Below are 25,789 nucleotides of genomic sequence, written 5' to 3' on the forward strand. Positions count from 1 at the left end.
TCGTAACGCATAAAAATACCCCATAAGTTGTGTCCAACTTATGGGGGTCAGTTCAGTTAGGGGGCTTTTCTTATGCAGAGACACTTACAGAGACATTGATCGTCTATCAAACTTCTTCGTTTGCAAACTTCCCCGTTTGATAATCACGAAACGTTTGGCGCAGCTCTTCTTGGGTATTCATGACAAAAGGGCCATGACCGGCCACTGGTTCACCAATAGGTTCGCCGCTGAGCAACAGTAGCTTGACAGGCGCTAGCGTTTGCCCGTCAGCAGTGGTACGAGGGTAATGTAACTCAATCGTATCGGTAGCAGGGCGAGATGCGTCAGAGGCTGGCTTTTTTTGAGCGTCTAGGCGGCTTTGAGGGGGCGCTGCAAATTGAATCAAACGGCCTGCACTCACTCGTGTGCCATTGACCAGCAATTCGCCTTCTTGCACTAATAGGAGCGTATTGTGGGTGCTGGGGACGTGTAGGGTCGTCGCTCCAGCGGTATGCAGCTCAATATCCCACACATTAATGGGCGTAAACGTACTGGCTGCCCCTGTGACGCCGTGCCAGTCGCCAGCGATGATAGCAGCCTGACCAATCGGCGCTTGATGGTCAGCGTCACTACTGTCTGTCAGCTCGATGATAGGCATCTCGGCGCGCTTGATGGATTGATACTTTGGCGCGGTAAGCTTATGGGCGCTTGGCAGGTTCACCCACATTTGCACCATACTAAAAACGCCACCGCGCTGACCGAACGCCTCTGAATGAAACTCCTCATGCAAGATACCGCGCCCTGCGGTCATCCACTGTACATCGCCTTCTAAAATATCACCGTGGCCACCTGTTGAGTCTGCGTGACTGATTTCGCCTGAATAGGCAATGGTGACGGTCTCAAACCCTTTGTGGGGGTGCTGCCCGATGCCATGCGGCTGCGACTGATAATGAGGGTTGGGTGCAAAGGTGGTCGGCGTGCCATAATCGAACAATAAAAATGGATCAGTATGGCTATAATTAAAATTCGGGTTATCCTCAATGTGATTGATAAGGGTTTTTACAAAAAAACCATCCCCTACCCAGTGTGGCGCTTTGTCACCATGTATATTTTTAATTGGACGCATTGCTCATCTCATCAGTCTAAGTAAAACAAATATCAACAACTCAACAATATTTAGTAATTCTACAGTAAAATCGACTTATGTTCTATTTTTTCTACAATGACCAATGCATGCTTTAGCGTTAGACGACTTCACCACTGACAAAACCACTTGCCCACGCCCATTGAAAATTATAACCGCCAAGCCAGCCTGTAACGTCAAGCACCTCGCCGACAAAGTACAATCCCTCTTGCAATTTGCTTTGCATGGTTTTAGAGGATACCTCATCGGTTTTGACACCGCCGCGCGTCACTTCCGCTGTGCGATAGCCCTCTGTACCAGAAGGTTTTAGTTGCCAGCCGTTGAGAGTGGTGCCCAGCTCAAGCAGCCGCTCATCTTTAATATTGGCAAGTTCCGTGTCTTTTATATCGTCCCATAGTTGCGTTTGCAGTGCTGCCAGTAGTTTTTTGGGTAGCGCGCTGTTCGTATTTTCGGTCAGTACCGTACGAATCAGTTGTCTTGGGTGCGATTTTTTGTGCGCAAGCAGCAGCGCGGTCACATCGGTGTCTGGTAGTAAATTGATGCTGATGCTCTCGCCCGTATGCCAGTAGTTTGACAGCTGTAGCATGGCAGGGCCCGAGAGTCCGCGGTGGGTGAATAACAATGGCAATTTAAAAGAGATGCGCTCGTTACTGGCAATCACGGGCAGACTAATACCCGCTAGCGATCGAATCAGCTCGCCTGTTTTATCGGTAAAGGTAAAGGGTACTAAGCTTGCGTCAGTGGCTATCAGTGTGTGGCCAAACTGTTGTGCCAGCTCATAACCCAAACCGCTTGCCCCCATGGTGGGGATAGAGAGTCCGCCCGTAGCGACGACTAACGACTCACAGCTATAGCTGACTTGAGAGGATTTAGCCCCACTCGCCATGTCTTTTTTATTGAGTGCCTTACTGGTGGCTAACTGGAAACGGGTTGTATTATCCCGCTCGACAGTGTTGACGCTGTCAATTTTGGTGTTGAGCCGTACTTGTACACCGACTGCGCGGCATTCATCAAGCAGCATGGTCAAAATATCTTGTGCAGAATCATCACAAAACAGTTGTCCGTGTTCACGCTCGTGATAAGGGATCTTATGCCCCTCAACCATAGCAATAAACTCCCAACTGGGATAACGACTGAGCGCAGATTTGCAGAAATGAGGGTTGGTGCCGATAAAGTGCTCAGGCTCAACAAAGTAGTTGGTAAAATTACAACGGCCACCACCTGACATGAGAATTTTTTTACCGGCTTTATTGGCATGGTCTAACACTAGAACGCGCCGCCCACGCCGACCGGCAGTGAGCGCACAGTATAACCCAGACGCGCCCGCGCCGATGATGATGACATCATAGTGAGTGGGGGGTGGGGTGTTGTGATGATTACTCATTGTGGTCTCGTAAAATGACAGGTATAAAAAGGTAAGAATAAAGCCAATGGCGTATGTTAACCATTGCTTACGTTAAAAAATCAGATTGGGTTGATCGTTTTAAGCGATAACGTTTGTGTAGCTATTGTCCATATTTCATATCAGGTTACAAGGGTTAAATTTGCCAGATTCAAATGTTAGCCCAACTCAGTCTCGGTAGCCACGATATTGAGGCCGAAGTAAAGGAGGTGTTTAACCTCGTTCTACGGTCATAAGTGGCCTCGCGTTACCAAGTGTACACCTGTGCAGTGAAATTGTTATGATTGGCAGTTGATGTCTTGCAACCATCCTGCTTATTTGTCACACTACTGATAGGTGTTACACGTTATGGAAGATGACTCTTATTACCGGTACAGACAGTCGTTATCGACGGTTGTGAGTACAGTTTGTAATAATTAAAAAGGATGAGCACTATGACACAGAAATCATTTCCTATTGCCGCCGAGTTCCTCGCTGCTGCCAATATGCCAGCTGAACAATACGCCACAGAGTATCAGCAGTCGATCGAATCGCCTGACTCCAATGCAGCCTTTTGGGCGCAACGTGCCGAGCTGATTGACTGGATAAAAAAACCCACCAAGATCCGCGATGTGAACTATGATTTAGACGATTTTCGCATCAAATGGTTTGAAGATGGTGAGTTAAACATCTCTACCAACTGTCTTGATCGACATGTCAAAAAAAATCCCTACAAGCCCGCCATTATTTGGGAAGGGGATCATCCCTCACTTCATAAAATTATCTCTTTTAAAGAGCTGCATGAAGCGGTTTGCCGCTTAGGGAACTCAATGCGCAAGCTTGGCGTCAAAAAAGGCGACCGTGTGACGCTATATATGCCGATGATACCGGAGGCGATGGTTGCGATGCTGGCATGTGCTCGTATTGGCGCGGTGCATTCCGTGGTTTTTGGGGGTTTCTCTGCTGAGAGCTTGGGCAATCGCCTGATAGACAGCCGCTCAAAAATCGTCATCACTGCTGATGAAGGCATACGGGGTAACAAGCGTACGCCGCTCAAAGCCAATGTCGATCGGGCATTAGATATGGATGGTACAGACAGCGTTACCAACGTCATTGTCGTCCATCGTACGGGTAACTCTGTCCCCATGAGTGGCCGCCGTGACGTTTGGTATCACAGTTTGGTGGATGGGGAATCCGTACATTGCGAGCCTGAAGTCATGAATGCCGAAGACCCGTTGTTTTTATTATACACCTCGGGTTCTACGGGCAAACCTAAAGGCGTGGTGCATACAACTGGTGGCTATATCACTTACGCCCTCTCAAGCTTCCGAGATGTCTTTGATGTCAAAGACGATGACGTCTACTGGTGTACAGCAGATGTAGGCTGGATCACAGGCCATACTTACTCAACCTACGCGCCGCTTGCCAATGGCACGACGACCGTGATGTTCGAGGGGGTGCCAGAGTATCCAACGTGGGCACGTGTTGGCCATATTATTGATAAGCACAATATCACGATTTTATACACGGCACCGACGGCGATTCGAGCGATGATGAAAGAAGGCGATGCGTTTGTTCGTGAGTCGGATCGCTCAAGCCTACGCTTGCTTGGGTCAGTCGGTGAGCCGATTAATCCAGAGGCTTGGGACTGGTATTATCATGTCGTCGGCGATGGCCATTGTCCTGTCGTCGATACGTGGTGGCAGACCGAAACTGGCGGCATCCTAATGGCACCGATTCCAGGGGCGGTCGCTCTCAAACCGGGCGCGGCGATGAACCCACTATATGGTATCAAACCAGAAATCATTGATCGCGACGGTACGGTATTAGAAGGCGCTGCTGAAGGTAACTTGGCAATTAATAGTAGCTGGCCGGGACAGATGCGAACGATTTACAATGACCATGAGCGCTTTTTGCAGACTTACTTTAGTGAGTATCCAGGCTTTTATTTTACGGGTGATGGCGCCCAGCGTGATGAAGATGGCCATTACTGGATTACGGGGCGGGTGGATGATGTGCTCAATGTCTCAGGCCATCGTCTGGGTACCGCAGAAATAGAAAGCGCCGTGGTCGCTCACCCTGCTACGGCTGAGGCCGCTATTGTCGGTATGCCACATGAGATTCGCGGTACGGGTATTTGTGCTTTTATTATCCTAAAGTCTGGTGAAAACGAGACGGAGTCACTAAGGGCTGAGCTGAATCGACACGTGCGTGCTGAGATCGGTCCGATTGCCAATCTAGACACGATTCATATTGTCAATGCGCTCCCAAAAACGCGCTCGGGGAAAATCATGCGCCGTATCCTACGTAATCTGGCAGCGGGACAATATGTGGGGCTGGGCGATTTATCTACTTTGGCTGATAGCTCGGTGATTAATAAACTGGTCGAGGTGGTTAAGGCCGAGCGTGGAGAGTAGGCTAAGTCGCTGACAGTTTGGTTATACATCATCAAAGGCTATTATTAAAAACTGTCGCTAAAGACTATTAAAGATGGCCTTAAAGACTCACGGCTAACCTTCAAAAAGCCATGTTACTAGCGATAGCATGGCTTTTTTACGTAGATGATATTGCTATACCCGCGGTTTCAAGGTTCAATATTATGTAAAGCAAACCTATTTTTATCCATAGCCGTTTCAATATAAGTTGGATACAAGAAAGACGAGTAAAGGTACTACAAATAGTAGACTAATCGAGTCTGACACCGTTTCCGACTTATAGGAAATTGACTATACATTCAACTTTACTCAATGCTTTATAAGGCCCACTGTCATTATGTCCAATTATGCATCGCGTCCTGCTGATACCACCTCACCAAAAATCGCTATCATCGGTGGGGGTTTGACGGGGCTATTTACTGCCACCTTACTAGAGCGGGCCTTTAAACAAGACCAACCTCAAAACCCTACGGCAAACTATAGGGCAAACTATAGAGCAAAAGAGAGTCCAGCCACCTCGCGCATTCCGCAAATTACCATTTTTGAGAAGTCACGCAGTGTTGGGCGGTTGGCGACGCGTTATCGTACCAAGAGCCAGACAGCTACTAGTAGTCCGCAAAATTGGCAGTGGGCGTTTGGCGCGCAGTTTTTTACTGCCAAGACGGCTGGTTTTCAGCAATTCATTGCGCCTTGGTTAGAGACTGGGTTGCTACAGCCGTGGTGTGCGCAAGTGGTCAGCGTAACGCCCCTCAATGACGAGACTCAATCACCTGACATCCAAAATAAAGAGCAATGGAATACCACGCAAGCTCGCTATATCAGCACGCCCAAAATGACCAGTTGGGGACGAGTATTAGCCGATGAACTGGTGCATACCACCATAAAATTTCAGACGCGTGTTGCACCATTGAATCAAGATGCCCACGACCGTGTGAATAAAAAAACCGAACTGTTTGATGACAGTGGCGCCAGTCTCGGCTGGTTTGATTGGGTCATTTGTACGGTACCTAACGGACAGGCTGCCGAGCTTATGGCAAATAGTGGCTTTGGACTGCAAACAAAAATCTCTAAACCGAAAATGTTGGCGTGCTATACCTTAATGTTAGGCTGGGATCACGAGCAACCATTGCCTCAGACTATCAGCCATCAGACGCCCAATTGGGATGTGGCTTATGTGAGTGATTCGCCCCTAGACAGAATATTTATCGAACACCAAAAGCCTGCGCATAATAAATTACTACCGAGTATGACTATTCACGCCCGTAATGACTGGTCAGAAGCGCATGTCGATGATGATATTGAAGCGGTAAAAGCGCACCTACTACAAGCCGCACAGCAAGCACTAAATTGGAGTGCTGACAGTGCGCCCACTCAAATTGACTGTCATCGCTGGCGTTATGCGGCAACGATGTTGGAGACTGACAGCCGAGACAATGATGAAGTGCTAGGCATTTTGCTGGATCAGGAGCATCACTGGGTCGTGAGTGGTGATTGGTGCGGGCAAGGCAACATTGAAAGCGGCTACCAGATGGCACAAAAAACGGTAGAAGCCATGGTTTCTACAATGACAATGCTGCCTGTCAAGGAAGGGAGGTAAACCATGTTTGGGTTCGATATAGATTTAGAGCTGATGGGCTATCACTTTTTTCAACTGGGCGTTGCCTTTATCCTCTCATTGCCGATCGCTCTGAACCGTGAGATGAAAGACAATGGGGCAGGACTCAGAACATTTCCATTAGTCACCATCGCCTCATGTGCCTTTATGCTGGTGGGTATGGATATTTATGAATCTGCAGGTGAAGCGAGAATTATGTATGCCATCATCACGGGCATGGGCTTTATCGGTGGTGGGGCTATTTTTAAAAATGAACAGGGCTCAAAGGGCACAGCGACGGCAGCCAGTTTATGGAATACGGGCGCTATCGGTATTTCTGTGGCATACAATCGTTACGAGATTGCTATTATACTCTCGGTTGTTGGCTTCTTAATCCTGCAATTTTCAGAACCGTTTAAGAAAGACGACAAACTGCAGGAGACGGGAAATGAGGACAAAAAATCTTAAGGATTGACAGTCATAATTTAGTCAAAAAAAAGCCCACAGAGGAGGAACTGTGGACTGAGGAAAACTTAACAGGTGATAAAACCACAAGTAAGTAGATAAAAATTTATTATTCTTACCGTAAAGATAGTGGCAAACGCTCAGAATTCAAGAAATTCTTACATCTGCTTACAAGTTCTAGTGTACAACTGTATTGAGGTCATCTGGGGGTCATAGATATCAGTGATGAAAATGGCGGTTAAAACAGAATAACGGTTAAGGCTGCTTTAAAGAAAAAATCCGGCAACCACACAAGCTGCACAAGATTGCTAGTGTTGAGGAAGATGCAGAGATGGCATGACGGCATCTGTGAAAAATGCTAAGCTAGCAACATTCTTACGTCCACTATAAACTGGGTTTGCCATGACCGAGAGTACACATCTGCACACGCCAGAGCAAAAACCGTTACCAGGGCAAAGTGAAAAAAGCATTTTTAATTTGCCTAATAACCTCACGATTGCACGTATCTTAATGATTCCGCTGTTTGTAGCGATTGCCTATTGGCCACCTGCCATGGGGATTGGCATGCCTGCCATCTCAGACAATGTCATTGCTCGAGTAGGCATGAGTGAGTTTAGTGATAGCTTATTGCGCCATTTGCTATTGACGGGTGTTTTTATCATTGCGGCCATTACCGATTGGCTTGATGGCTATTTTGCCCGTAAGCTAAACGTGGTGTCTGCCTTTGGCCGCTTCTTAGATCCGGTCGCTGATAAGCTGATGGTGGCGGTAGCGCTGATTGTCTTAGTACAATGGCATCCCAATATCATCATGGCGATAGCCGCCATTGTGATTATTTCACGTGAGATTGCTGTGTCAGCGCTACGTGAATGGATGGCGGAGTTGGGCAAAAGTACCAGTGTCGCCGTCTCTTATGTTGGCAAGCTTAAAACGACGTTTCAAATGATAGCGATCACCGTACTGTTACTCAACTGGCAATCGCTTGAAACGATTGGCTATGTGTTGATGGTTGCAGCCGTTATTCTCACCTTGTGGTCAATGCTGATTTACTTAAAAGCAGCATGGCCGTATCTAAAGCAGAGTGGCTAGCCCTAAGGTGATGGGACGTAGTGTTAAGAGAGCAGAATAAAAAGTATCATATGAGAAAAAGAGAAAACGCCAGTCGCATGAGCCACTGGCGTTTTTTATGAGATCTCACTTCGTTAGACTAAAAAATAGTGCTATCTAACTTACTTAACTTATTTACAACTTAGTTATTTAGCTGATTAAAGAGTGACTGAGTTGTTTTCACCCAAGTTGGTCGCTTTTTTGCCTTCCATAACCGCAGCCGTGGTCATTTTAAACATATTGGCAACCGAGCTGCCACTGAGCCAGTATTCTGCCCCGTGTGGCACCACTTTAATCAGTTGGACATTTGGGTCTTCTTTACCTTGCTCATAAAAAGCGTTGTAAACTGGCGACCATAGCTCATCAAGCTTGTCTTGGTCATCGACCAGCTCTGCTTTACCGTTGATTGAGACATAGTCTTTGGCATCTTGACTGACATACGCCAAGTTCACTTGCGGATTTTGCTTAATGTCTTTGACGGTTTCAGTCGTTTTATCCCCGATGAACCAAATCTCTTTTGCCCCAAGACTGGTCTCACTCGTCGTCATCGGGCAAGCATGTAAATGATCTTCGTGTGTGCGAGTGGTCATCATGGCAAACTTAACGTCTTTTACCAACTCTTGGACTTTATCGATATGGTCTTGTCTACTCATAGGAACTTCCTTTTTTATAATGATTGGATGGTGTTCATTAAATCTGAATACTTTAGAAAAATAATTTTTGTTCAGAAAAAAGTGCTAATGGCTTAAAATTTAAAAACAAAGTTAAAAACTTAAAGAGTAAAAACAAACAGCTCATCGGCAACTGGCTTCTAGAATACCGATTTGTAGCGGGCTATTTATATAGGCGCCCAGTAATGCGATGTGAGTGTTTGTAAGGAATATAAGGGTTAAGTAAAAATTGTGACGCCATCCCCTTAATCCTAAGCTTTAAGGGCCTTCAGGGTTACAGGCGGCGTACCTGAATAAAGGAGTGAGGGCGGCTGGTTGAAGTTTTCTATATCTCTGCCTGCAACAGCGTCGCAAGTTAAGAGAACTTATAGCAGTAAAACGCTTTTATAGACTGAACTTATTTAGTGTAAACGGATGACAACAAGCGTCATATGAAGCAGGCGCACTGAGGTATTTTATTTGGATCAAATAGCGGCGTGACGACGATCCTTTCAACAATTTATCTTGGTTTAGACCTGCTTCTTATATGGCTTCTTGTTATAATACGCAGACCATTTACTTAGCATGGCAGTGATGCCTTGATCTTACGGATTATGCCTTTATGATGACCATCGCCGGACAACCGTTACTTACCGATTTTCAGACGCAGCAACTCATCAGTCAATTTCAGCAAAAAACCGAGTTAAATGTTAGCCAAATCCATACGCAGCAGGTATATGTGCTATCACGCACGCTCTCTGGTGATGAACATAAAAAAGCGTTGAACTTGTTTGAGATTCGTGACCGTATTGAGCTTGCAGCGCCGCAAGACAACCAACGACAAGTCATCGTGAGTCCGCGTTTTGGCACAATTTCGCCATGGGCCAGTAAAGCGACCGATATCTTTAACAACTGTGAAATTAAGATCAATCGCGTTGAGCGCGTCATTGTTTATACGCTAACGCTTGATAATACAGCGGCCGATAGTATGGTTGACAAAAAACTGCCCGCTGCTGCTGAGCAATTATTGTTTGATCGTATGACCCAAAGTCTGGTCTATGACTTAAATGACGTGAATAAACTGTTTGATGACGAGCCGCCAGCATCGCTCCATCATATCGATGTCATCGGCCAAGGTCGTACGGCGCTAGAGTCAGCCAACACGGCATTTGGCTTTGCGCTATCAGTTGAAGACATCGACTATCTGATGAATGCGTACGTCAATGAGTTGGGTCGTAACCCAACGGACGTTGAGCTGATGATGTTTGCACAGGCCAACTCAGAGCATTGCCGTCATAAGATATTCAATGCCCAGTGGACAATCGATGGTACGGCGGCGCCAAAGTCTCTGTTTCAGATGATCAAAAACACTTACCAGTCGAATCCGCAAGGCATCTTGTCGGCTTATAAAGACAACGCCGCTGTGATGGCTGGCTCTGATGGTATGCGTTTTTATCCTATCCCGACGGACGCGACGGATGCCAGCTCGATCCATCCTTATAACTTCCATCAAGAAAATATCGATATCTTGATGAAAGTTGAGACGCACAACCACCCAACAGCGATTGCGCCGTATTCTGGTGCAGCGACGGGTGCTGGCGGTGAGATTCGTGATGAGGGCGCAACCGGTCGCGGCGGTAAGCCAAAAGCGGGTCTGACAGGCTTTCACGTGTCACATTTGCACATTCCAGAGCTGGCCGAGAAGTGGGAGCAGTCAGGTCAGCTGAGTACGCAAGCGTATGGTACGCCTGATCGTATGGCCACCAGTCTTGAGATTATGACCGAAGCACCATTAGGTTCAGCCAACTTCTCAAACGAATTTGGCCGTCCAAACCTATGCGGTTACTTCCGTAGCTTCCAGCTGGATACCTCGAAAGATAAAGATGGCAGCGAGATGCGTGGCTATCACAAGCCCATCATGCTGGCAGGTGGCTACGGCAATATCAAACGCAACCTCATTGAAAAAAATGCCATCCAAAAAGGCGATCTGCTCATCGTCCTTGGTGGCCCCGCGATGCAGATTGGTTTGGGCGGCGGTGCAGCCTCGTCAGTTGATAGTGGTGAGCTTGATGAAGGCTTAGATTTTGCCTCAGTGCAGCGTGACAACGCTGAGATGGAGCGTCGTTGCCAAGAAGTTATCGATCGCTGCTGGGCGCTAGCTGGTAATGATGTCGATGTAAGTAATAACAGTAAAGATGGCAACCCAATTGTCTCACTACATGACGTAGGAGCAGGTGGTCTATCGAATGCCATGCCAGAGCTGGTCAATGACCATGAAATGGGCGCGCATCTGAACTTACGTAAGATCCCATCATTAGAAGCGGGCATGTCGCCAATGGCCATCTGGTCAAACGAAGCGCAAGAGCGTTATGTGCTGGCGATTCGCCCAGAAAGCAAAGATCAGTTCGATGCCATCTGTGCCCGTGAGCGCTGCCCGTATGCGATCTTAGGCGAGGCGACGGACATCCGTCAGTTGGTTGTCAATGATGAATTGCTCCCTGAGCAGCCTGTTGATATGCCAATGCAAGTACTGCTCGGTGGTACGCCAAAAATGCAGCGTAGCTTTGAGCGTACTGATAGCACGTTGCCAGCATTAGAGCTTGACGACGTTAACTTAGCCGAATCAATCACTGATGTATTGCGTCATCCAACCGTGGCGAGCAAATCCTTCTTGATCAGCATTGGTGACCGCTCGATCACGGGTATGGTCGTGCGCGATCAGTACGTGGGTCGCTATCAAGTGCCCGTTTCGGACTGCGCGGTGACCGCTTCTGGTTTGATGGCGATTGACGGTCAGCCCATGAGCGGTGAGGCGATGAGTATCGGTGAGCGTACGCCTGTTGCGCTAATCAGTCCAAAAGCCTCTGCGCGTTTGGCCGTGGGCGAAGCGATTACCAATATCGCAGGTGCGCGAATCGCCCAGTTATCTGATATCACCATGTCAGCGAACTGGATGGCGGCGTGCGGTGATGATGCAGAAGACGCAGCACTGTTCGATGCCGTTCATACTGTCGGTGAAGAGCTGTGTCCAGCCCTTGGCATTGCGATCCCAGTTGGGAAAGACTCGCTATCGATGCGTGCCAACTGGAGTGACGAAGACGCTGATAATCAAAACCAAGACAAATCAGTCGTGTCGCCAATGAGCTTGGTGGTGACCGCGTTTGCCCCTGTCGTTGATGTGGCAAAAACCCTAACGCCTGAGCTTATTAACGGCGATAGCGCGTTTTATCGTATTGACTTGTCCAAAGGCAAGCTGCGTCTGGGCGGCTCCATCCTCGCGCAAACGCTTAGCCAACTCGGTAATGACTGCCCAGATCTAGCGCAGCCAAGCGACCTGATCGACTTCTTTAACTTTATCCAAGCGGGTAACGCGCAAGGCGTCATCAGCGCCTATCATGATATCGGTGACGGTGGCCTGCTTGCCACCATCGCTGAGATGCAATTCACCAGCCGCCAAGGCATCAAGCTGGCATTGAATGATGACAATTTACTCGGTCAGCTGTTCAGTGAAGAGCTGGGCGCGGTCATCCAAGTATTACCAGAAAACGTCGCGGCGCTCATGCAATTGGCAGAAGAGTTCAATGTCAGTGATATGCTAAGTCTTGTGGGTCAAAGCTCAGAAGAAGACAGTTTACTTATCCAAACGCCATCACGCATGGGTGACGACACCTTACGCTTTAGCCGTAGCGAATTGCAGCAAGCATGGACGCAGGTCAGCTATCAGATCGCTCGTCGCCGTGATAACCCAGCGTGCGTACAAGAGGAATATGACTTAATCAGCGATGCCAGCCATCAAGGTCTTATCGCCGCGCCAAACTACGATCTGAATCAAAAAGTGGAAGAGCCGTACTTAAACAGCCGCGAAAACAAACCTAGAGTCGCCATCTTGCGCGAGCAAGGCGTTAATGGTCAGACAGAAATGGCAGCAGGCTTTACCAAAGCTGGTTTTGAAGCGGTTGACGTCCACATGAGCGACTTGCTCAGCGGTCGTATCAATCTACGTGACTTCGACGGTCTGGTTGCTTGTGGTGGTTTTAGTTATGGTGACGTACTGGGCGCAGGCTCTGGCTGGGCGAACTCTATCTTGTTCCATGACGAGCTGCGTATGCAATTTGTGCGCTTCTTTGCCCGTCCTGATACCTTTAGCCTTGGCGTCTGTAACGGTTGTCAGATGATGGCGCAGCTCAAAGATCTGATCCCAGGCGCGGAAAATTTCCCACGTTTTATCGCTAATAAATCTGCACGATTTGAAGCGCGTACGGTCAACGTAAAAATCGAGCGTACCAAGTCGATCCTATTTAAAGGCATGCAAGATAGCATCTTGCCAATCGCCATCGCTCATGGTGAAGGCTATGCCACGCTAGACAGTACTGAGATCGACGGTATGGCAAAACACGGTCAGCTAGCGATGCGTTATGTCGATAGCCAAGGCCATCCAACTGAGACGTACCCGCTCAATCCAAACGGTTCGCTCGGCGGTGTCACGGGTCTATGTAGTACCGACGGTCGCGTCACTATCATGATGCCGCACCCTGAGCGTAACTTGAGTGCGTATAACCACAGCTGGAAACCAGAAGCGTGGGATGAGGACGGCGCGTGGATGCGTATGTTCCGTAACGCTCGCGCTTGGTTGCGTTAAGATGGACTGATTTTATTTAGATTATTGTTTTAAGCATAAAAAAAGGTGGGCTTCGGCTCACCTTTTTTGTGTCTGGAATTTGGGTTAAGTGGTTGGTTCAAAAATTTTATCTAATGGGGTTAAATCAATAGATTGAAAGTTTTTTCCACGAATATATGCCTCATATAATTCTAAATAATCTCTTTGGATTGTATCAATAATATGTTTACAAATTTCATCATTAAGAATTTTGATTTTATTTATTGAAATATCATTATGAAAATTATTATATAGCTGTTCTATAGGAGTTAAAATCAATAAATCTCTAAATAGTATAAATGGGAATATATAGTACTTATCATCTTCTTTATTAAGGAATAAATCTTGAAATTCTTCTTTATTTCTAGGAAAGAAGCAGGAAGATAATCTATTAACATTATATATTTCAGGCTCATTCCCTAAGGAAGCTGAGTTTACTGTATAACCCCTATGATCTCTATGATTTTGTAGGAAATAGTTTTTCAAAGATTTATTTAGTGATTCTAAAATATCTTTCAAAGATCTAAAATAGATCGAGGAACTGCCTTCCAAAGGAATTTTAGTAAAATCATTTGTGCTTAAGTTGTCCTTTGAGTATATAACTTCACTACCATAATCTTTTGAAAAATCATTTGTATTATAGATAAAACATTTAAACTCATTCTCTTCTAGTATATTTCTAAATGAATCAATATGTAAGAGATCTTCAAAGGTTATAGACTCTATTATTTCAAGGTTAGGAATTTTTTGTATACACTTTAGTGATAAGGGCTTTGTTGAAAATTTTTCTAATTTAAGTAAGTCAGAAAATTTTGTTTTGCTAGCTATTAGATAGTTTCTCCATGAATTTTCTAAATTGTTAGGATTTATTTCTAATTCAAGCAACTTAAATAACATACTATATTTGCTTTTTTTATGTTCCTTACTAATATCGTGAGAAATGTTTATCTTATCTGGATTATTTATCATGTTTGCAAAAGTCTTTTCAAAAATATTAGCTACCTCATATTCTTTATTCGCACCACTTCTATTTAGATTTAAAATTTCTTTAGCAGTATTACCATAAATATCTATACTAAATCTAAAGTTACCACATAAGTGGATATTGTTTTTTATATTGATACCATGGTTTGATACTAGTCTACAGACGAAACTACCTTTATAGTAAAAAAATATATTAGAAGAATGCCAAGAGTTATATCTTTCTGAGGCATCTAATACCTCTACACTAATCTTCGATGAGTTATCTGCGTCCCAGTAATATACATCGTCCGTACTGCTCCGCTTTTCAATTGTAGAATCAATATTTTCTAAATTTCTTGATAACCTTATATCTATTACAGGAAGGCAAGATGTATTTATTATGCTTTTTATTTTGGAAAGAGTGATAAAGCTTTGATAGCTGCCTCTAAATATATTTTTTTGATAAAAATATTTAAAACTGTTAGCATTACTAATACTGTTTCTTTTATTAAAAATAGAATCTTCATTTTTTAATAAATTATCATTTGTAATATCTTTTGGACGTTTCGATTCAAAACTGACTATTAGCTTAGTTCCATAATTATCTCTATTATCTATTTCTTCTATAAAACAGTAACCTGATTTTCCGGATAAAGGAGAGTTTAGTTCTATTTTTAAACTTTCATGAGTGAGTCGGCTTTTCGTAAAGAGGAGGATTTTTTGCTTTTCAACTGGTAAGTCTTTCATAAGTAGAAAAGCACTGTGAAGGCCAATGCCAAATTCTCCCGATGGGCGCATCCATGCTGGCATCTGGCGGATAATTTTCTGCTTTTCCTTATTGTTCTTTGAGCCTGCTATTTTTTGCATATATTCAAGATCTTTACGAGCAATACCAATACCATGGTCTTTAATACTAAACTCCCATAACGTTGAATCATCGTTATCGGCTACTTTTTTGCAGTCTACCTCAATAGAGTATTTTTCAAATATTTTACGAGTACCTTCATCATAAGGGTTTGCATTAGGTGATAAAGGTTCTTGAGAACTCTCTGATCCATGTTCTAACCAAACGCGAATCATCGTGGCATCAATCGCATTCTGAATGAGTTCTCGATAAATACTCATGTCATCTTTATATAGATTATTACCCTGTAATAGCTCAATAGCACTACGCTCATCTAGTGAGAACTTCATTGGCTTGTCATTGAGTAGAATTTTTTTGTCAGTCATCTCAACATCAAGCTTATTAATAGTTGGAAGTAATCCGAAGTCACGACTAGGGACGATATTTTTCCATTGTGACATCTGATTTTGAATCTCTTCTTTAATCCAATCAAACCAGTTGCGACATTCAATATATGCCATCTCAGTACTACAAATAGCCGTTACGCTTACCGTTTCATTATATAGCTGAAATTCTCGAATAGCTTGATGCTTATGTTTATGCGTTTCGCTAAAAGACGGCATATTACCAACTTGTCTTGCCATAACAGGGCAAAAGCGGTTGTCATCGATATCAAACAAGTCACCTAAGCGGAGTAAGCAAGCGACGAAACGAGGATGACAATCTTCTGTACCCATACCTGTTTGGCGAAAAGGTAAGTCCTGCATGACGTAGTTAAAACTTTTACCATGAGATAAACAGATTTGAGCGAGATACCGATAAATACGGTTTGGGAGTAACTCGGTACGTGGAGAGCTAATATTTAGCTTTTCAAATGGTTTTAAAACGACTCTTTCGGAGTTGGCGGGGTGGTCACGCCGATACCATTCGGCAACCATCTGACGATATTTTTCAACGCCTTTATATGGGTTATCATAATGAACAAGAGCAGCTTCCCAACCGTCGTTATGCCACACTTTGGCAAACTCATGTAAGTCTTGAACATTGTTATTAGCAAGATCTTCAACGTAGTCTTTAAAATGCTCATTTTTAATTACATCTTGAACTTCATCAGCATTAAACAACATACCGATATCATGCCAGTAAGCCGCTTCTAGAATTAACCATGTATCTGTTGCTGTTAGCTTTTCAATATTGCTACCAAGTAGACGTTCGACATTGACGAGGATTTGCTGCGAGTGCGATTCGTTGTGGCTACTAAAGTGCGGATAATAACTCCCCACATTTTCAAGCGACTTACCGACGAGCTTTTCATCAAACTCCCATTGCGACATCAAGATTCTGGTATTGCTATCTTCTTCGGTTTTTCTTTTTAAATGCTTGATTAATCCTGCACTCATCGTAAGTCCCTTTTAATTTCTACATATGACGTTTGAGTTTTATATCACTTATAAACATAGGTTGATTCTACCGTAAACGCATGATTAGTGGATGAAAATCTTTTTATTCAACTATTTATATTTTGAACGCTTCTGAGCCTCTGAAATTACCTTGTAAATCTCATCACCTTTTAATACCCAAAAAAAACGGCACTAAAATCAGTGCCGTTTTATCAGTCGTGACAATTTAAACCCTAATCACGACTCCTCAAATGCTAAATCACCAAATTAATCCCAGCTTAAAATTACCTTACCGCATTGTCCACTTTCCATGATATCAAAGCCCTCTTGGAAGTCATCGATGTGCATGCGATGGGTAATGATTGGCGACAGATCAATACCGCTAATCAGCATTTGCTCCATCTGATACCACGTCTCCCACATCTCGCGCCCATAGATACCTTTTAGGGTTAACGCTTTAAAGATAATCTTGCTCCAATCTACCGTGGTAGTGTTGGGTAAAATACCCAAGAGCGCGATTTTAGAGCCGTTATACATGTTACTAATCATCGAATCAAAGGCCTGAGGCGAGCCTGACATCTCAAGCCCAATGTCAAAGCCGTGCATTTTTAACTCAGCAATAGCGCCTTCGATGGTTTCACCCTTGGCTGGGTTGATGGTCATCGTCGCGCCCATTTTTTTGGCAAGCTCTAGGCGATAATCGCTGATATCGCTGACCACAATATTACGCGCCCCGGCAAAGCGGCAAATCGCCGTTGCCATTGAGCCAATCAGCCCCGCACCTGTAACCAGCACATCTTCACCAAGGACAGGAAAGGATAAGGCAGTATGAGTGGCGTTGCCAAAGGGGTCCATAATAGCGGCCATCTCATCGCTGATACGCTCATCGAGTTTGATGACATTATCGGCAGGGATCACCAAATATTCGGCAAACGCGCCATCGCGGTCAACGCCCACGCCTATGGTGTTTTCGCACACATGCAGCTTACCACGGCGGCAGTTACGGCAATGTCCACAAGCGATATGACCTTCGCCGGTGACTCGGTCGCCCACTTCAAGATGCTTGACACCATCGCCCATTTCACTAATGACACCGACGTATTCATGTCCGATAATCATCGGCGTCTTAATGGTGTTTTGTGACCACTCATCCCACTTATAAATGTGCAAATCTGTCCCACAAATGGCGGTTTTTTTAATTTTAATTTTTACGTCATTGATGCCGACGGTCGGTTCTGGCATGTCTTGCATCCAGATGCCTTTTTTGGCATGAGCTTTAACCAGTGCTTTCATATTTTTCTCTTATTTCTGTACGTTGTATTTTATTGTTAAATCTAGATAAATACTGAACTATAGCCAAAGAACAATAGCTTAGCTGCGGTACTGCTGGGATGAACTTTTCGAAGCCTCTGTCACGCTTGCGAACAGCCAGCGAGGAAATTTTATACCAGCAGTATCTGATCTATCGATGTAATTTTTCGCTGACTATATTTTAATCAATCACCTTCATTTGCTTGGCGACTTTGATAAAGGCGGCGATACACTGGTCGAGCTGCTCGCGAGTATGGGCAGCAGAGAGCTGGACACGAATGCGAGCTTCATTTTTGGGTACGACAGGGTAGAAGAAGCCAATCACATAAATGCCTTCTTCAAGCAGTGCGTCTGCCATTTGTTGCGAGACATTGGCATCATAGAGCATCACTGCACAAATGGCCGATTCAGTAGGCTTAATGTCGAAGCCTGCATCTTGCATTTGCTTCACAAAATAAGCGGTATTTTCATGCAGTTTGTCTTGTAGGGTGTTGTCTTGCGATAGCATCTCAAACGCTTTTACCCCAGCGGCAGCTACCATAGGAGGAATGGAGTTTGAAAACAGATACGGGCGTGAGCGTTGACGGAGCATCTCAATGATCTCTTTTTTACCCGTCGTAAAGCCGCCAATCGCCCCGCCAAATGCCTTGCCTAACGTACCCGTGATCAGCTCAATATCACCGCGTAGATCAAACAATTCAGTCACGCCGCCACCAGTGTGACCGACGACGCCTGCTGAATGCGACTCGTCAATCATCACCATGGCATCATATTTTTGTGCGAGCGCATAAATCTCATCCATTGGCGCCACGTTACCATCCATTGAAAACACACCATCGGTGACAATCAAACGAAAACGCTGTGCTTGCGCCGCTTGCAATTGCGTCTCTAAATCTTGCATATCCGCATTGGCATAGCGATAACGCGCGGCTTTACACAGGCGCACACCATCAATGATGGAGGCATGATTTAACGAATCAGAAATAATGGCGTCTTCGCTGGTCAGTAGTGGCTCAAAGGCACCGCCATTGGCATCGAAACAAGCCGCATACAGAATCGTATCTTCGGTATTAAAAAACTTAGAAATCGACGCCTCTAATTGCTTATGCAAATCTTGCGTACCACAAATAAAACGTACCGATGACATGCCATAACCTGAGTCTTCAATGGCTTTGATCGCCGCTTGTTTAATCTCAGGGTGGTCAGACAATCCAAGGTAATTGTTGGCACAGAAGTTAAGCATCTCACGACCATCCGCGATCTTGATTAGCGCATCTTGCGGAGAGGTGATAACGCGCTCGTTTTTATACAATCCTGCCGCGCGGATATCGCTGATTTCTTGTTGTAGATGTTTTTGAAAGGCTTGATACATAAATTTTCCTTTTTTAATATTATTGGAGTTTGCATACGTCATGCAAATATTAGTAATGCCGATAGTAGGCCTGCTGATAGCACCAAACGATCAAAGCCACGCATCATTCTAGTCTTTAGTAAAACCAACGAGACGGTGCGAGCAGTGATACTATCTATAATCCGGTAATCTATAACCCCGTAAGCGGCAATTTTATCATTAGCCCATCGCAATAAGTAGCCCAAGCAACGCCTTATCAACTAAAGCATCGAACACAAGATAAAAAAGGATGCCAATCACCATGCTAATGATATAGTTAGGTCGCTATAAAAGGGATACAGATAGACTGGTATAAATTTTACTTGCTTGCTGTGCTTACGCCGACAGAGGCTGCGAAAAATTTATACCAGTCTAGTGCATTTATATAATGCATCTGTTTCATTCAGCGTTGACTACAGAAGGTGTTGACGGGTAGATGGCTATTTATCTATTTATCTATTTATCTATCAAGAGTCTCGCCTTGCGCCTGAGCCATCAACTCATGAATTTTAGCGCTTTCTTTGAGCACACAAGCGTCATACGCAGAGAGCGGTTGCGACTCTTGTTCTTGTTGCTGTTTCTGCGCTTGCTTATCTTTTTCTTCTAGGTATTTTTGCAGATCGTTTTGCTCATCTTTTTGAGAATGACTCATGGCATATCTCCTGCTGTTTTGTAACGTTTAATAAAAATCATCCTTGCCAGCATACTTCTGATTTAGCGCCTGCAAAATCGCATAGGTCTCGCTATCCATATTACCTGTTGGCTGCTGCGGGCGAAAGTGCAACTGAAACGCATAGATGACATCACGGCTGGCTTTATCCCACGTATCAGTGTCGTTGATTTGATAGCCATATTGGCGAAACGTTTGCTTGATCTCAGGTATCGTGGCCGATGCAAATCCATCTTGATTCAGCAAGAATTGCTTATCAAATTCATCATACCAAGCGCCGATGCCATAATCGAAATGCAGTCGCTCCCAAGGAAACTTGGCACCGGGGTCGATCTTGCGCGAGGGTGCCATGTCCGCATGACCAATGATGTTTTTGGGTGAGATGTCATAGCGCGCGGCGATATCTTGCACCAATTGTGCGACTTTTTTAATCTGCAACTCATCAAATTCAACATAATGATGATAAGGACGATAATCGAGCGTGCTGTTTTTGAGTGCATCTCGATATTCAGGCTTGATACCGCTATTTACGATCTCGATGCCGATAGAGGTATCGTTTAATATGGTTCTGCCTGAGAATCCGCCATCGCCTGCGTGCCACGCGCGCTTGGACTCTGGCACGAGGTTATAAATTTTATCATCGTCATTGTCCAATATCAGATAGTGCGCACTCACATTGCCCGTGGTCAATGTCTTTATCGAGCGCTCATTATCTGAGACCGTATAGTGCAGGACGATGGTTTTGATACGCTCACTTTTGCCAGTCGCTTGATACGTTTTACTATCGACGACGTAGTTTTTGGTCGTTGCCACTGGCGGGGGCGTTGTCATGCAGCCAACCAAGGAGAGGGTTAGCCCGCAAGCCAATGCCGTCGATATAGTGTTTTTTGCCATGAAATGCTCTGCATGAATAAAGGTGGGGGATACGCATCTTTATTTTACGTGTGTATTGCGATTAGAGGATGTCTAATGTTTTAAGACTTGTGTTCAACCTTGCCGAGTCTTCTTAGCCAACACTTTTTTCCAACTGTCTTCTAAACAATCAATCGCAAGCCACGGCTCAATGACATCAGCATCGAATTTTTCTTTACTATTCGCCAGCTGCCAAAGTGTCTTAAGCGTGGCAAACGGGTAAGGGCGCTCAACCAAATAAACAGGCAAATCCGCATGAATCAGACCGTCACGTACGACCTGAAAGTACCAACCAGCAATGCCTTGCTTACTCACCCATGCGGCAATATTTGGCACTTTGGTGAATTGGCCGATTTGGTCATTGATCTTATAACACGGACGGCGCGGTTGGACGATACGAAGTTGTACGCCATCCTCACCGTTTATATGGTCTTCACGCAATTGCCCATACTGATAGACATCGCCAATACAGACCGTCGTCTCATCCATCTCTGGTAAACCATTGACCGCTTCGGTGGTGAGGTTCTCGCCCAGTGTACCGATGCGCACTTTTAAACCAAACTCTGCATTCATCTGCTCGTACGTCGCGATTGGTAATTGATGCACCGCTTTTAAGGGGCCACCATGATGCTTACGATCCGCTTGCTCATCGGTGGTCAGACCCATAAAGTTGACGGCGACGGGTGCTTTGATTGGCGCTTTATCGATGGCACTCATTTGCTCACGGGTGAATGGCATGGCTTTGCCAGCACGCACACAGGTGAGGTTGGCAATATGCAGGGGCAGGGTTTGGTTAAAGTCCGTCTGGATTTGTACGCTGGTATCGGCTGGTTCTGTGTGCATCACGTTTCCTAATGGCTGGTCATTTTTTAGCAAATACGATTTGATGATTGCCATTATCTTATCGCAATCATAGGTCGCTTTCAGCTCATTTATATTGAGTATACAAATGGGGTTATTTATAGACAGTCAAAAAAAAGACCAGAATCAGCATCTGGTCTTTTTAGTACTCTAAGTGAGTGTTATAAGCTCACTGCACGCAATACGCTTATTTGTTTTTGTTGCGACGACCTGCCGTTTTCTTTTCGCGCGGGGTGGCGACCAGCTCAGCCAACTGCTCAGGTGATGACCATAGGCCTTCTAAGTCATAGAACTCGCGCGCTTGTGGCGTCATCATATGGACGACCACTGCGCCCAAATCAATCAATGTCCAGTCAGAGTCGATGCCGCCTTCACGGCCAAGTGGCATAAAGCCGCCTTGCTTTGCTTCTGCGCCGACACTATCAGCCATCGCGCGTACATGGCGCTTTGAGGTACCATCAGCGATGACGATACGTTCGGTGACGTCAGTCAAGTCTTCTACATTTAATACGGTGATGTTCTTCGCTTTCATATCAGTCAGCGCGCTTTGTACAAGGTTTAAGCACACGGTTAAGCGTTCTTCAGTCATGGTGTTGGTCATAAATTTTCATCTCTTGAATCGTCAATATTTAAAATAAAAGGGTAAATCGTTAATTTGGATTGTCCAACTGCTCAGGTGTCGTCAGTCATGTATAAAGACAAAATGGGCAAAATGACAAAGATAAGGTGATTTTAACGGAATTGGGCAGCAGAATATAGCTGATGGGCGATAATATAGTGATAAACAGCAGGATTTAGCCATTTAGTCAATGGATTGGATTTATTAGGGTGCATGATATCATTTATTGGCGGTACAGATGTCATTTGCCTGTCGGCTGAATGAGTGATATCGGGTTGCTCTTTTAACGACTGTAGCTGCTGGCGTATTTGGGTACTCGATACTGCTTTGATCGGGCGCGTATCTATATAAATGCGGCCTTGGTGAGCATTTTTCAAGGGACTATTGGCTTTAAGCATTTCTGATGAGGGCGTTATCAAATCAGTCGGCGAGTCGATGACGAGAGATTGCAACTGTATGGGTAGTTTGGCTTGAATGGCAAGGGTGTCCTGAGATATGTTATTTTTTTTAGTCGCAAAAAGGGTATTGTCCATATCAGACGGGCTACTGACGTTAGGACGACTAAAAATCCAAAGGTTGACATAATCAGTCAGTCTAAGCCCCTCTTTCCATTGGCCTAAATTCAGCGCGCTGTCCATACCAATGATAAAGATCAAGCTGTCATTTGGATAGCGTTCTCTTAGCGTGCGTACGCTGTCGATGGTATAGACAGGCGGCGTCTGCCACAGCTCAAGCTCATTAATCTGCAGCGGCGTGTTGAGTGTCGCAAGCTTTAACATGGCCAGACGATGGGCGGGGTCAGTGCTTTTTTGCTTAAAAGGAGAGCGGGAGTTTGGCAATAATGACACGTGCAGGTCGCGCTGTTGCAGCCTAGCTATGGGCAATAAACGTTGATAGACGGTCATTGCCATTTGTAAATGCCCCTCGTGCACAGGGTCAAATGATCCGCCCAAATAGGCACGAATGGCGGGCGCAGGACTTTTATCATGACGGTTATGGGCAGTATTTGGCATAAATAAATGAGCAAAAAAGCGTGAGAGAAGAGCAGTATTGTAGAGGGTGCGTGGGTACCTGTCATTAAAAGCGCGCAAAAATCGTGAGAAACTTATAATAAAAAACCGACCATCATGACGATAGTCGGTGATATGCAGTACGGTGACGCATAAATTCTAACGCAATTAAATCTGGTCGCTATAGGCTTGGATGGCGGTTAGGGCGATGGTATAAACAATATCATCGACCAAAGCTCCGCGTGATAAGTCATTGACGGGCTTATTCAAACCTTGCAACATCGGGCCAACACTGATGACGTTGGCGCTGCGTTGTACCGCTTTATAAGTGGTATTACCGGTATTAAGATCTGGGAAAATAAAGACGTTGGCTTGACCAGCAACAGGCGAGTCAGGGGCTTTTTGTTTACCCACGCTCATGACTGAGGCTGCATCATACTGTAGTGGTCCATCGACTTTTAGATCTGGCGCACGCTCGCGTACGATTTGGGTGGCACGAGTGACTTTTTCGACATCGGCGCCTGCCCCTGACGAGCCAGTAGAGTAGCTAATCATCGCAACTTTTGGATCGATACCAAAGGCGGCGGCAGACTGGGCTGATTGAATAGCAATCTCAGCCAACTCTTCAGCATTCGGGTCCGGATTGATGGCACAGTCACCGTAGACGACCACTTGCTCAGGCAATAGCATAAAGAAGACGGATGACACGAGTGAGTACTGCGGAGCGGTCTTAATCAACTGAAACGCTGGACGGACGGTGTTGGCAGTGGTATGAATCGCACCTGAGACCAAGCCATCGACTTCGTCCATTTGTAGCATGGTGGTGCCCAAATACACGGTATCTTTGAGGTATTCAGCAGCGACATCTTCAGAGGTTTTGCCTTTACGGCGCTCGACGACAGCAGCGACATATTTGCTTATATCAAGGCTATCGGGATCGATAATCTCTAGACCCTCTGGCAGCGTTAAGTCACGGTTTTTCGCCACTTGCTCGACGTCGCTACGCTTCGCAAGTAGGACACAGTTGGCGATGCCGCGGCTTTGACAGATACAAGCTGCTTCGACTGTACGAGGTTCAGAACCTTCTGGTAGTACGATGCGTTTTTTGGCATGCTGCGCTTTTTTGACCAATTGATGACGGAAGGCAGAAGGAGACAGACGCGGCTTATAATCGCGGCTGAAGTAGTCTTTAATCCAGCTTAAGTTTAAATGCGCAGCTACGTAACGAGCCACTTCTTCAGCGCGTTCTGTATCATCACTTGGGATCTCAGAGCTCATGTGCATCAGACTCTGTACGGTCTCATAACTGTCGCTTTCGACACTCATCACAGGAATACCCGTTTTGAGCGCTGATTGCCATAGCTCAGCAACCGTCATACTTGGCTCGACGCCGCCTGTCAACACCAAACCTGCCAGCGGGATGCCATTGATGCATGCCAACCCAGCAGCCAGTAATAAGTCATCACGGTCACCAGGAACGACGATTAGGGTGCCACGTTTGAACACTTCATCCACGCGGTTCACGGAGCGTGCCGTTAGGCTAATACGATTGATGCGACGCGTTTTTGCGTCACCCACATTGAGCCACTTGGCATCAAGCTCAGTGGCAATATCCCAAGTGCGAGGCACAGACAGTGAGTCACTAAATGGCACCACACCGATTAAGCGAAATGCTTCAGTATCAAAGTGAGGAGACAAGCGTTGGACTTCCTGCATGAAGGTGTCGTCCAAGCTCACGATGGCCTCACCAGGAGCAACCGGCTGGGTCTCAAAGGTATTTGGCACATCGTGCACCCGCATCAAAATCACGCCTAGCGTACGGGCATTGGCGATACCGCCAAACTCGCGAGCGTGGACATCGAGCTTGTCGGCCAGATAGGCAGGCTTGCTGGTGTCAGCCGTGCTGACAAAAATGATTTTGGCGTCTAGCGCATGGGCAATGGCACGGTTGATCTGTGAGGCATACGAGGTTTCGGTGGTTGGTACCAGACCTTCGCAGATGACCACATCATGACCGTCACCAATCGTGTGATAATTGACGACCACTTCTTCCATCAAGTCATCAAGATTGCCATCACCAATCATGCGCTCAACGCGCTGACGACTGATGGATTCGGGCGGGTTTAAACCAAAAGCGTGCATGGTTAAGGCACTTGAGCTGTCTAAGCTGCGCTGCTTATCCAGAGTGTCGTCTTGCAAAAATGGCTTCATAAAGCCCGCTTTTATACCGTTGTAGTCAAAAGCACGGATCAGGCCGAGCGCAGCTGACGTGACGCCAATGCCGCGGCTGATGGGAACAAGTAAAATGGTTTGCATAGTGTATCCTACGGTTTATTATATTCTGACAGCTCAAGTCATCCTTGCTGAAATGAGAAAAACGTCGCGCTTCTTACTTAT

At 45.6% G+C, this 25,789-nt stretch carries 17 protein-coding genes; 5 read left to right on the forward strand and 12 right to left on the reverse strand.

The genetic code is table 11. The features are described from left to right. Positions 1–106 precede the first annotated feature (106 nt). Together JFC06_RS09670 and JFC06_RS09675 are read right to left on the reverse strand one after the other, a co-directional pair. A complete protein-coding gene (locus JFC06_RS09670; RefSeq protein WP_198334887.1) occupies positions 107–1,105 on the reverse strand; it encodes a pirin family protein in 999 nt (332 codons plus the stop codon). Positions 1,106–1,223: 118 nt separating this feature from the next. Then, a complete protein-coding gene (locus JFC06_RS09675; RefSeq protein ID WP_198334888.1) occupies positions 1,224–2,507 on the reverse strand; it encodes a BaiN/RdsA family NAD(P)/FAD-dependent oxidoreductase in 1,284 nt (427 codons plus the stop codon). Between the two features lie 452 nt (positions 2,508–2,959). Between JFC06_RS09675 and acs the strand changes: the two genes are divergently transcribed. The 4 genes from acs to pgsA all read left to right on the forward strand — a co-directional run bounded on the left by acs (position 2,960) and on the right by pgsA (position 8,087). Then, the gene (gene acs / locus JFC06_RS09680; RefSeq protein WP_198334889.1) at positions 2,960–4,921 is read left to right on the forward strand and encodes an acetate--CoA ligase; all 1,962 of its coding nucleotides are present in this window, start codon (positions 2,960–2,962) and stop codon (positions 4,919–4,921) included. Positions 4,922–5,276: 355 nt separating this feature from the next. Next, complete coding sequence (locus tag JFC06_RS09685) at positions 5,277–6,536, forward strand: NAD(P)/FAD-dependent oxidoreductase (RefSeq protein WP_198334890.1); 1,260 nt, start codon at positions 5,277–5,279, stop codon at positions 6,534–6,536. A gap of 3 nt (positions 6,537–6,539) precedes the next feature. Beyond that, positions 6,540–7,001 (forward strand): MgtC/SapB family protein, encoded by a 462-nt coding sequence (locus JFC06_RS09690; protein WP_198334891.1) that lies wholly within the window; start codon positions 6,540–6,542, stop codon positions 6,999–7,001. 399 nt (positions 7,002–7,400) lie between these two features. Further along, positions 7,401–8,087 (forward strand): CDP-diacylglycerol--glycerol-3-phosphate 3-phosphatidyltransferase, encoded by a 687-nt coding sequence (gene pgsA, locus JFC06_RS09695; protein ID WP_193006293.1) that lies wholly within the window; start codon positions 7,401–7,403, stop codon positions 8,085–8,087. 176 nt (positions 8,088–8,263) lie between these two features. Here the strand turns inward: pgsA and JFC06_RS09700 are convergent, their stop codons facing one another. Continuing rightward, the gene (locus JFC06_RS09700; protein WP_193006294.1) at positions 8,264–8,758 is read right to left on the reverse strand and encodes a pyridoxamine 5'-phosphate oxidase family protein; all 495 of its coding nucleotides are present in this window, start codon (positions 8,756–8,758) and stop codon (positions 8,264–8,266) included. A gap of 619 nt (positions 8,759–9,377) precedes the next feature. On the opposite strand from JFC06_RS09700, the gene purL reads away from it, so the two are divergent. Continuing rightward, a complete protein-coding gene (purL, locus tag JFC06_RS09705) occupies positions 9,378–13,394 on the forward strand; it encodes a phosphoribosylformylglycinamidine synthase (protein ID WP_198334892.1) in 4,017 nt (1,338 codons plus the stop codon). An 84-nt stretch (positions 13,395–13,478) separates the two neighbouring features. On the opposite strand, the gene JFC06_RS09710 is transcribed toward purL, so the two are convergent. The 9 genes from JFC06_RS09710 to pta all read right to left on the reverse strand — a co-directional run bounded on the left by JFC06_RS09710 (position 13,479) and on the right by pta (position 25,708). Further along, on the reverse strand, positions 13,479–16,619 hold the full coding sequence (locus JFC06_RS09710) for an HD domain-containing protein (RefSeq protein WP_198334893.1): 3,141 nt from the start codon (positions 16,617–16,619) through the stop codon (positions 13,479–13,481). 267 nt (positions 16,620–16,886) lie between these two features. Further along, entirely contained in the window at positions 16,887–17,912 is a 1,026-nt protein-coding gene (gene tdh, locus JFC06_RS09715; protein ID WP_198334894.1) for an L-threonine 3-dehydrogenase, read from the reverse strand. A gap of 199 nt (positions 17,913–18,111) precedes the next feature. Further along, complete coding sequence (gene kbl / locus JFC06_RS09720; RefSeq protein ID WP_198334895.1) at positions 18,112–19,302, reverse strand: glycine C-acetyltransferase; 1,191 nt, start codon at positions 19,300–19,302, stop codon at positions 18,112–18,114. Positions 19,303–19,780: 478 nt separating this feature from the next. Further along, positions 19,781–19,972, reverse strand: coding sequence for a hypothetical protein (locus JFC06_RS09725; protein ID WP_198334896.1), 192 nt, complete (start codon positions 19,970–19,972; stop codon positions 19,781–19,783). 27 nt (positions 19,973–19,999) lie between these two features. Further along, a complete protein-coding gene (locus tag JFC06_RS09730; RefSeq protein ID WP_198334897.1) occupies positions 20,000–20,884 on the reverse strand; it encodes an N-acetylmuramoyl-L-alanine amidase in 885 nt (294 codons plus the stop codon). A 93-nt stretch (positions 20,885–20,977) separates the two neighbouring features. After that, positions 20,978–21,745: an MOSC domain-containing protein gene (locus tag JFC06_RS09735; protein ID WP_198334898.1), complete on the reverse strand. Its 768-nt coding sequence runs from the start codon at positions 21,743–21,745 to the stop codon at positions 20,978–20,980. 205 nt (positions 21,746–21,950) lie between these two features. Beyond that, positions 21,951–22,364 carry a ribosome silencing factor gene (rsfS, locus tag JFC06_RS09740; protein ID WP_193006302.1) on the reverse strand — a complete coding sequence of 138 codons (414 nt, stop codon included), beginning with the start codon at positions 22,362–22,364 and terminating at the stop codon, positions 21,951–21,953. A 131-nt stretch (positions 22,365–22,495) separates the two neighbouring features. Next, positions 22,496–23,395: a nicotinate-nicotinamide nucleotide adenylyltransferase gene (locus JFC06_RS09745; RefSeq protein ID WP_198334899.1), complete on the reverse strand. Its 900-nt coding sequence runs from the start codon at positions 23,393–23,395 to the stop codon at positions 22,496–22,498. A gap of 165 nt (positions 23,396–23,560) precedes the next feature. Further along, positions 23,561–25,708 (reverse strand): phosphate acetyltransferase, encoded by a 2,148-nt coding sequence (pta, locus tag JFC06_RS09750; protein ID WP_198334900.1) that lies wholly within the window; start codon positions 25,706–25,708, stop codon positions 23,561–23,563. Positions 25,709–25,789 lie beyond the last annotated feature (81 nt).

Source organism: Psychrobacter namhaensis (assembly GCF_016107545.1).
Classification (GTDB): Bacteria; Pseudomonadota; Gammaproteobacteria; order Pseudomonadales; family Moraxellaceae; genus Psychrobacter; species Psychrobacter namhaensis.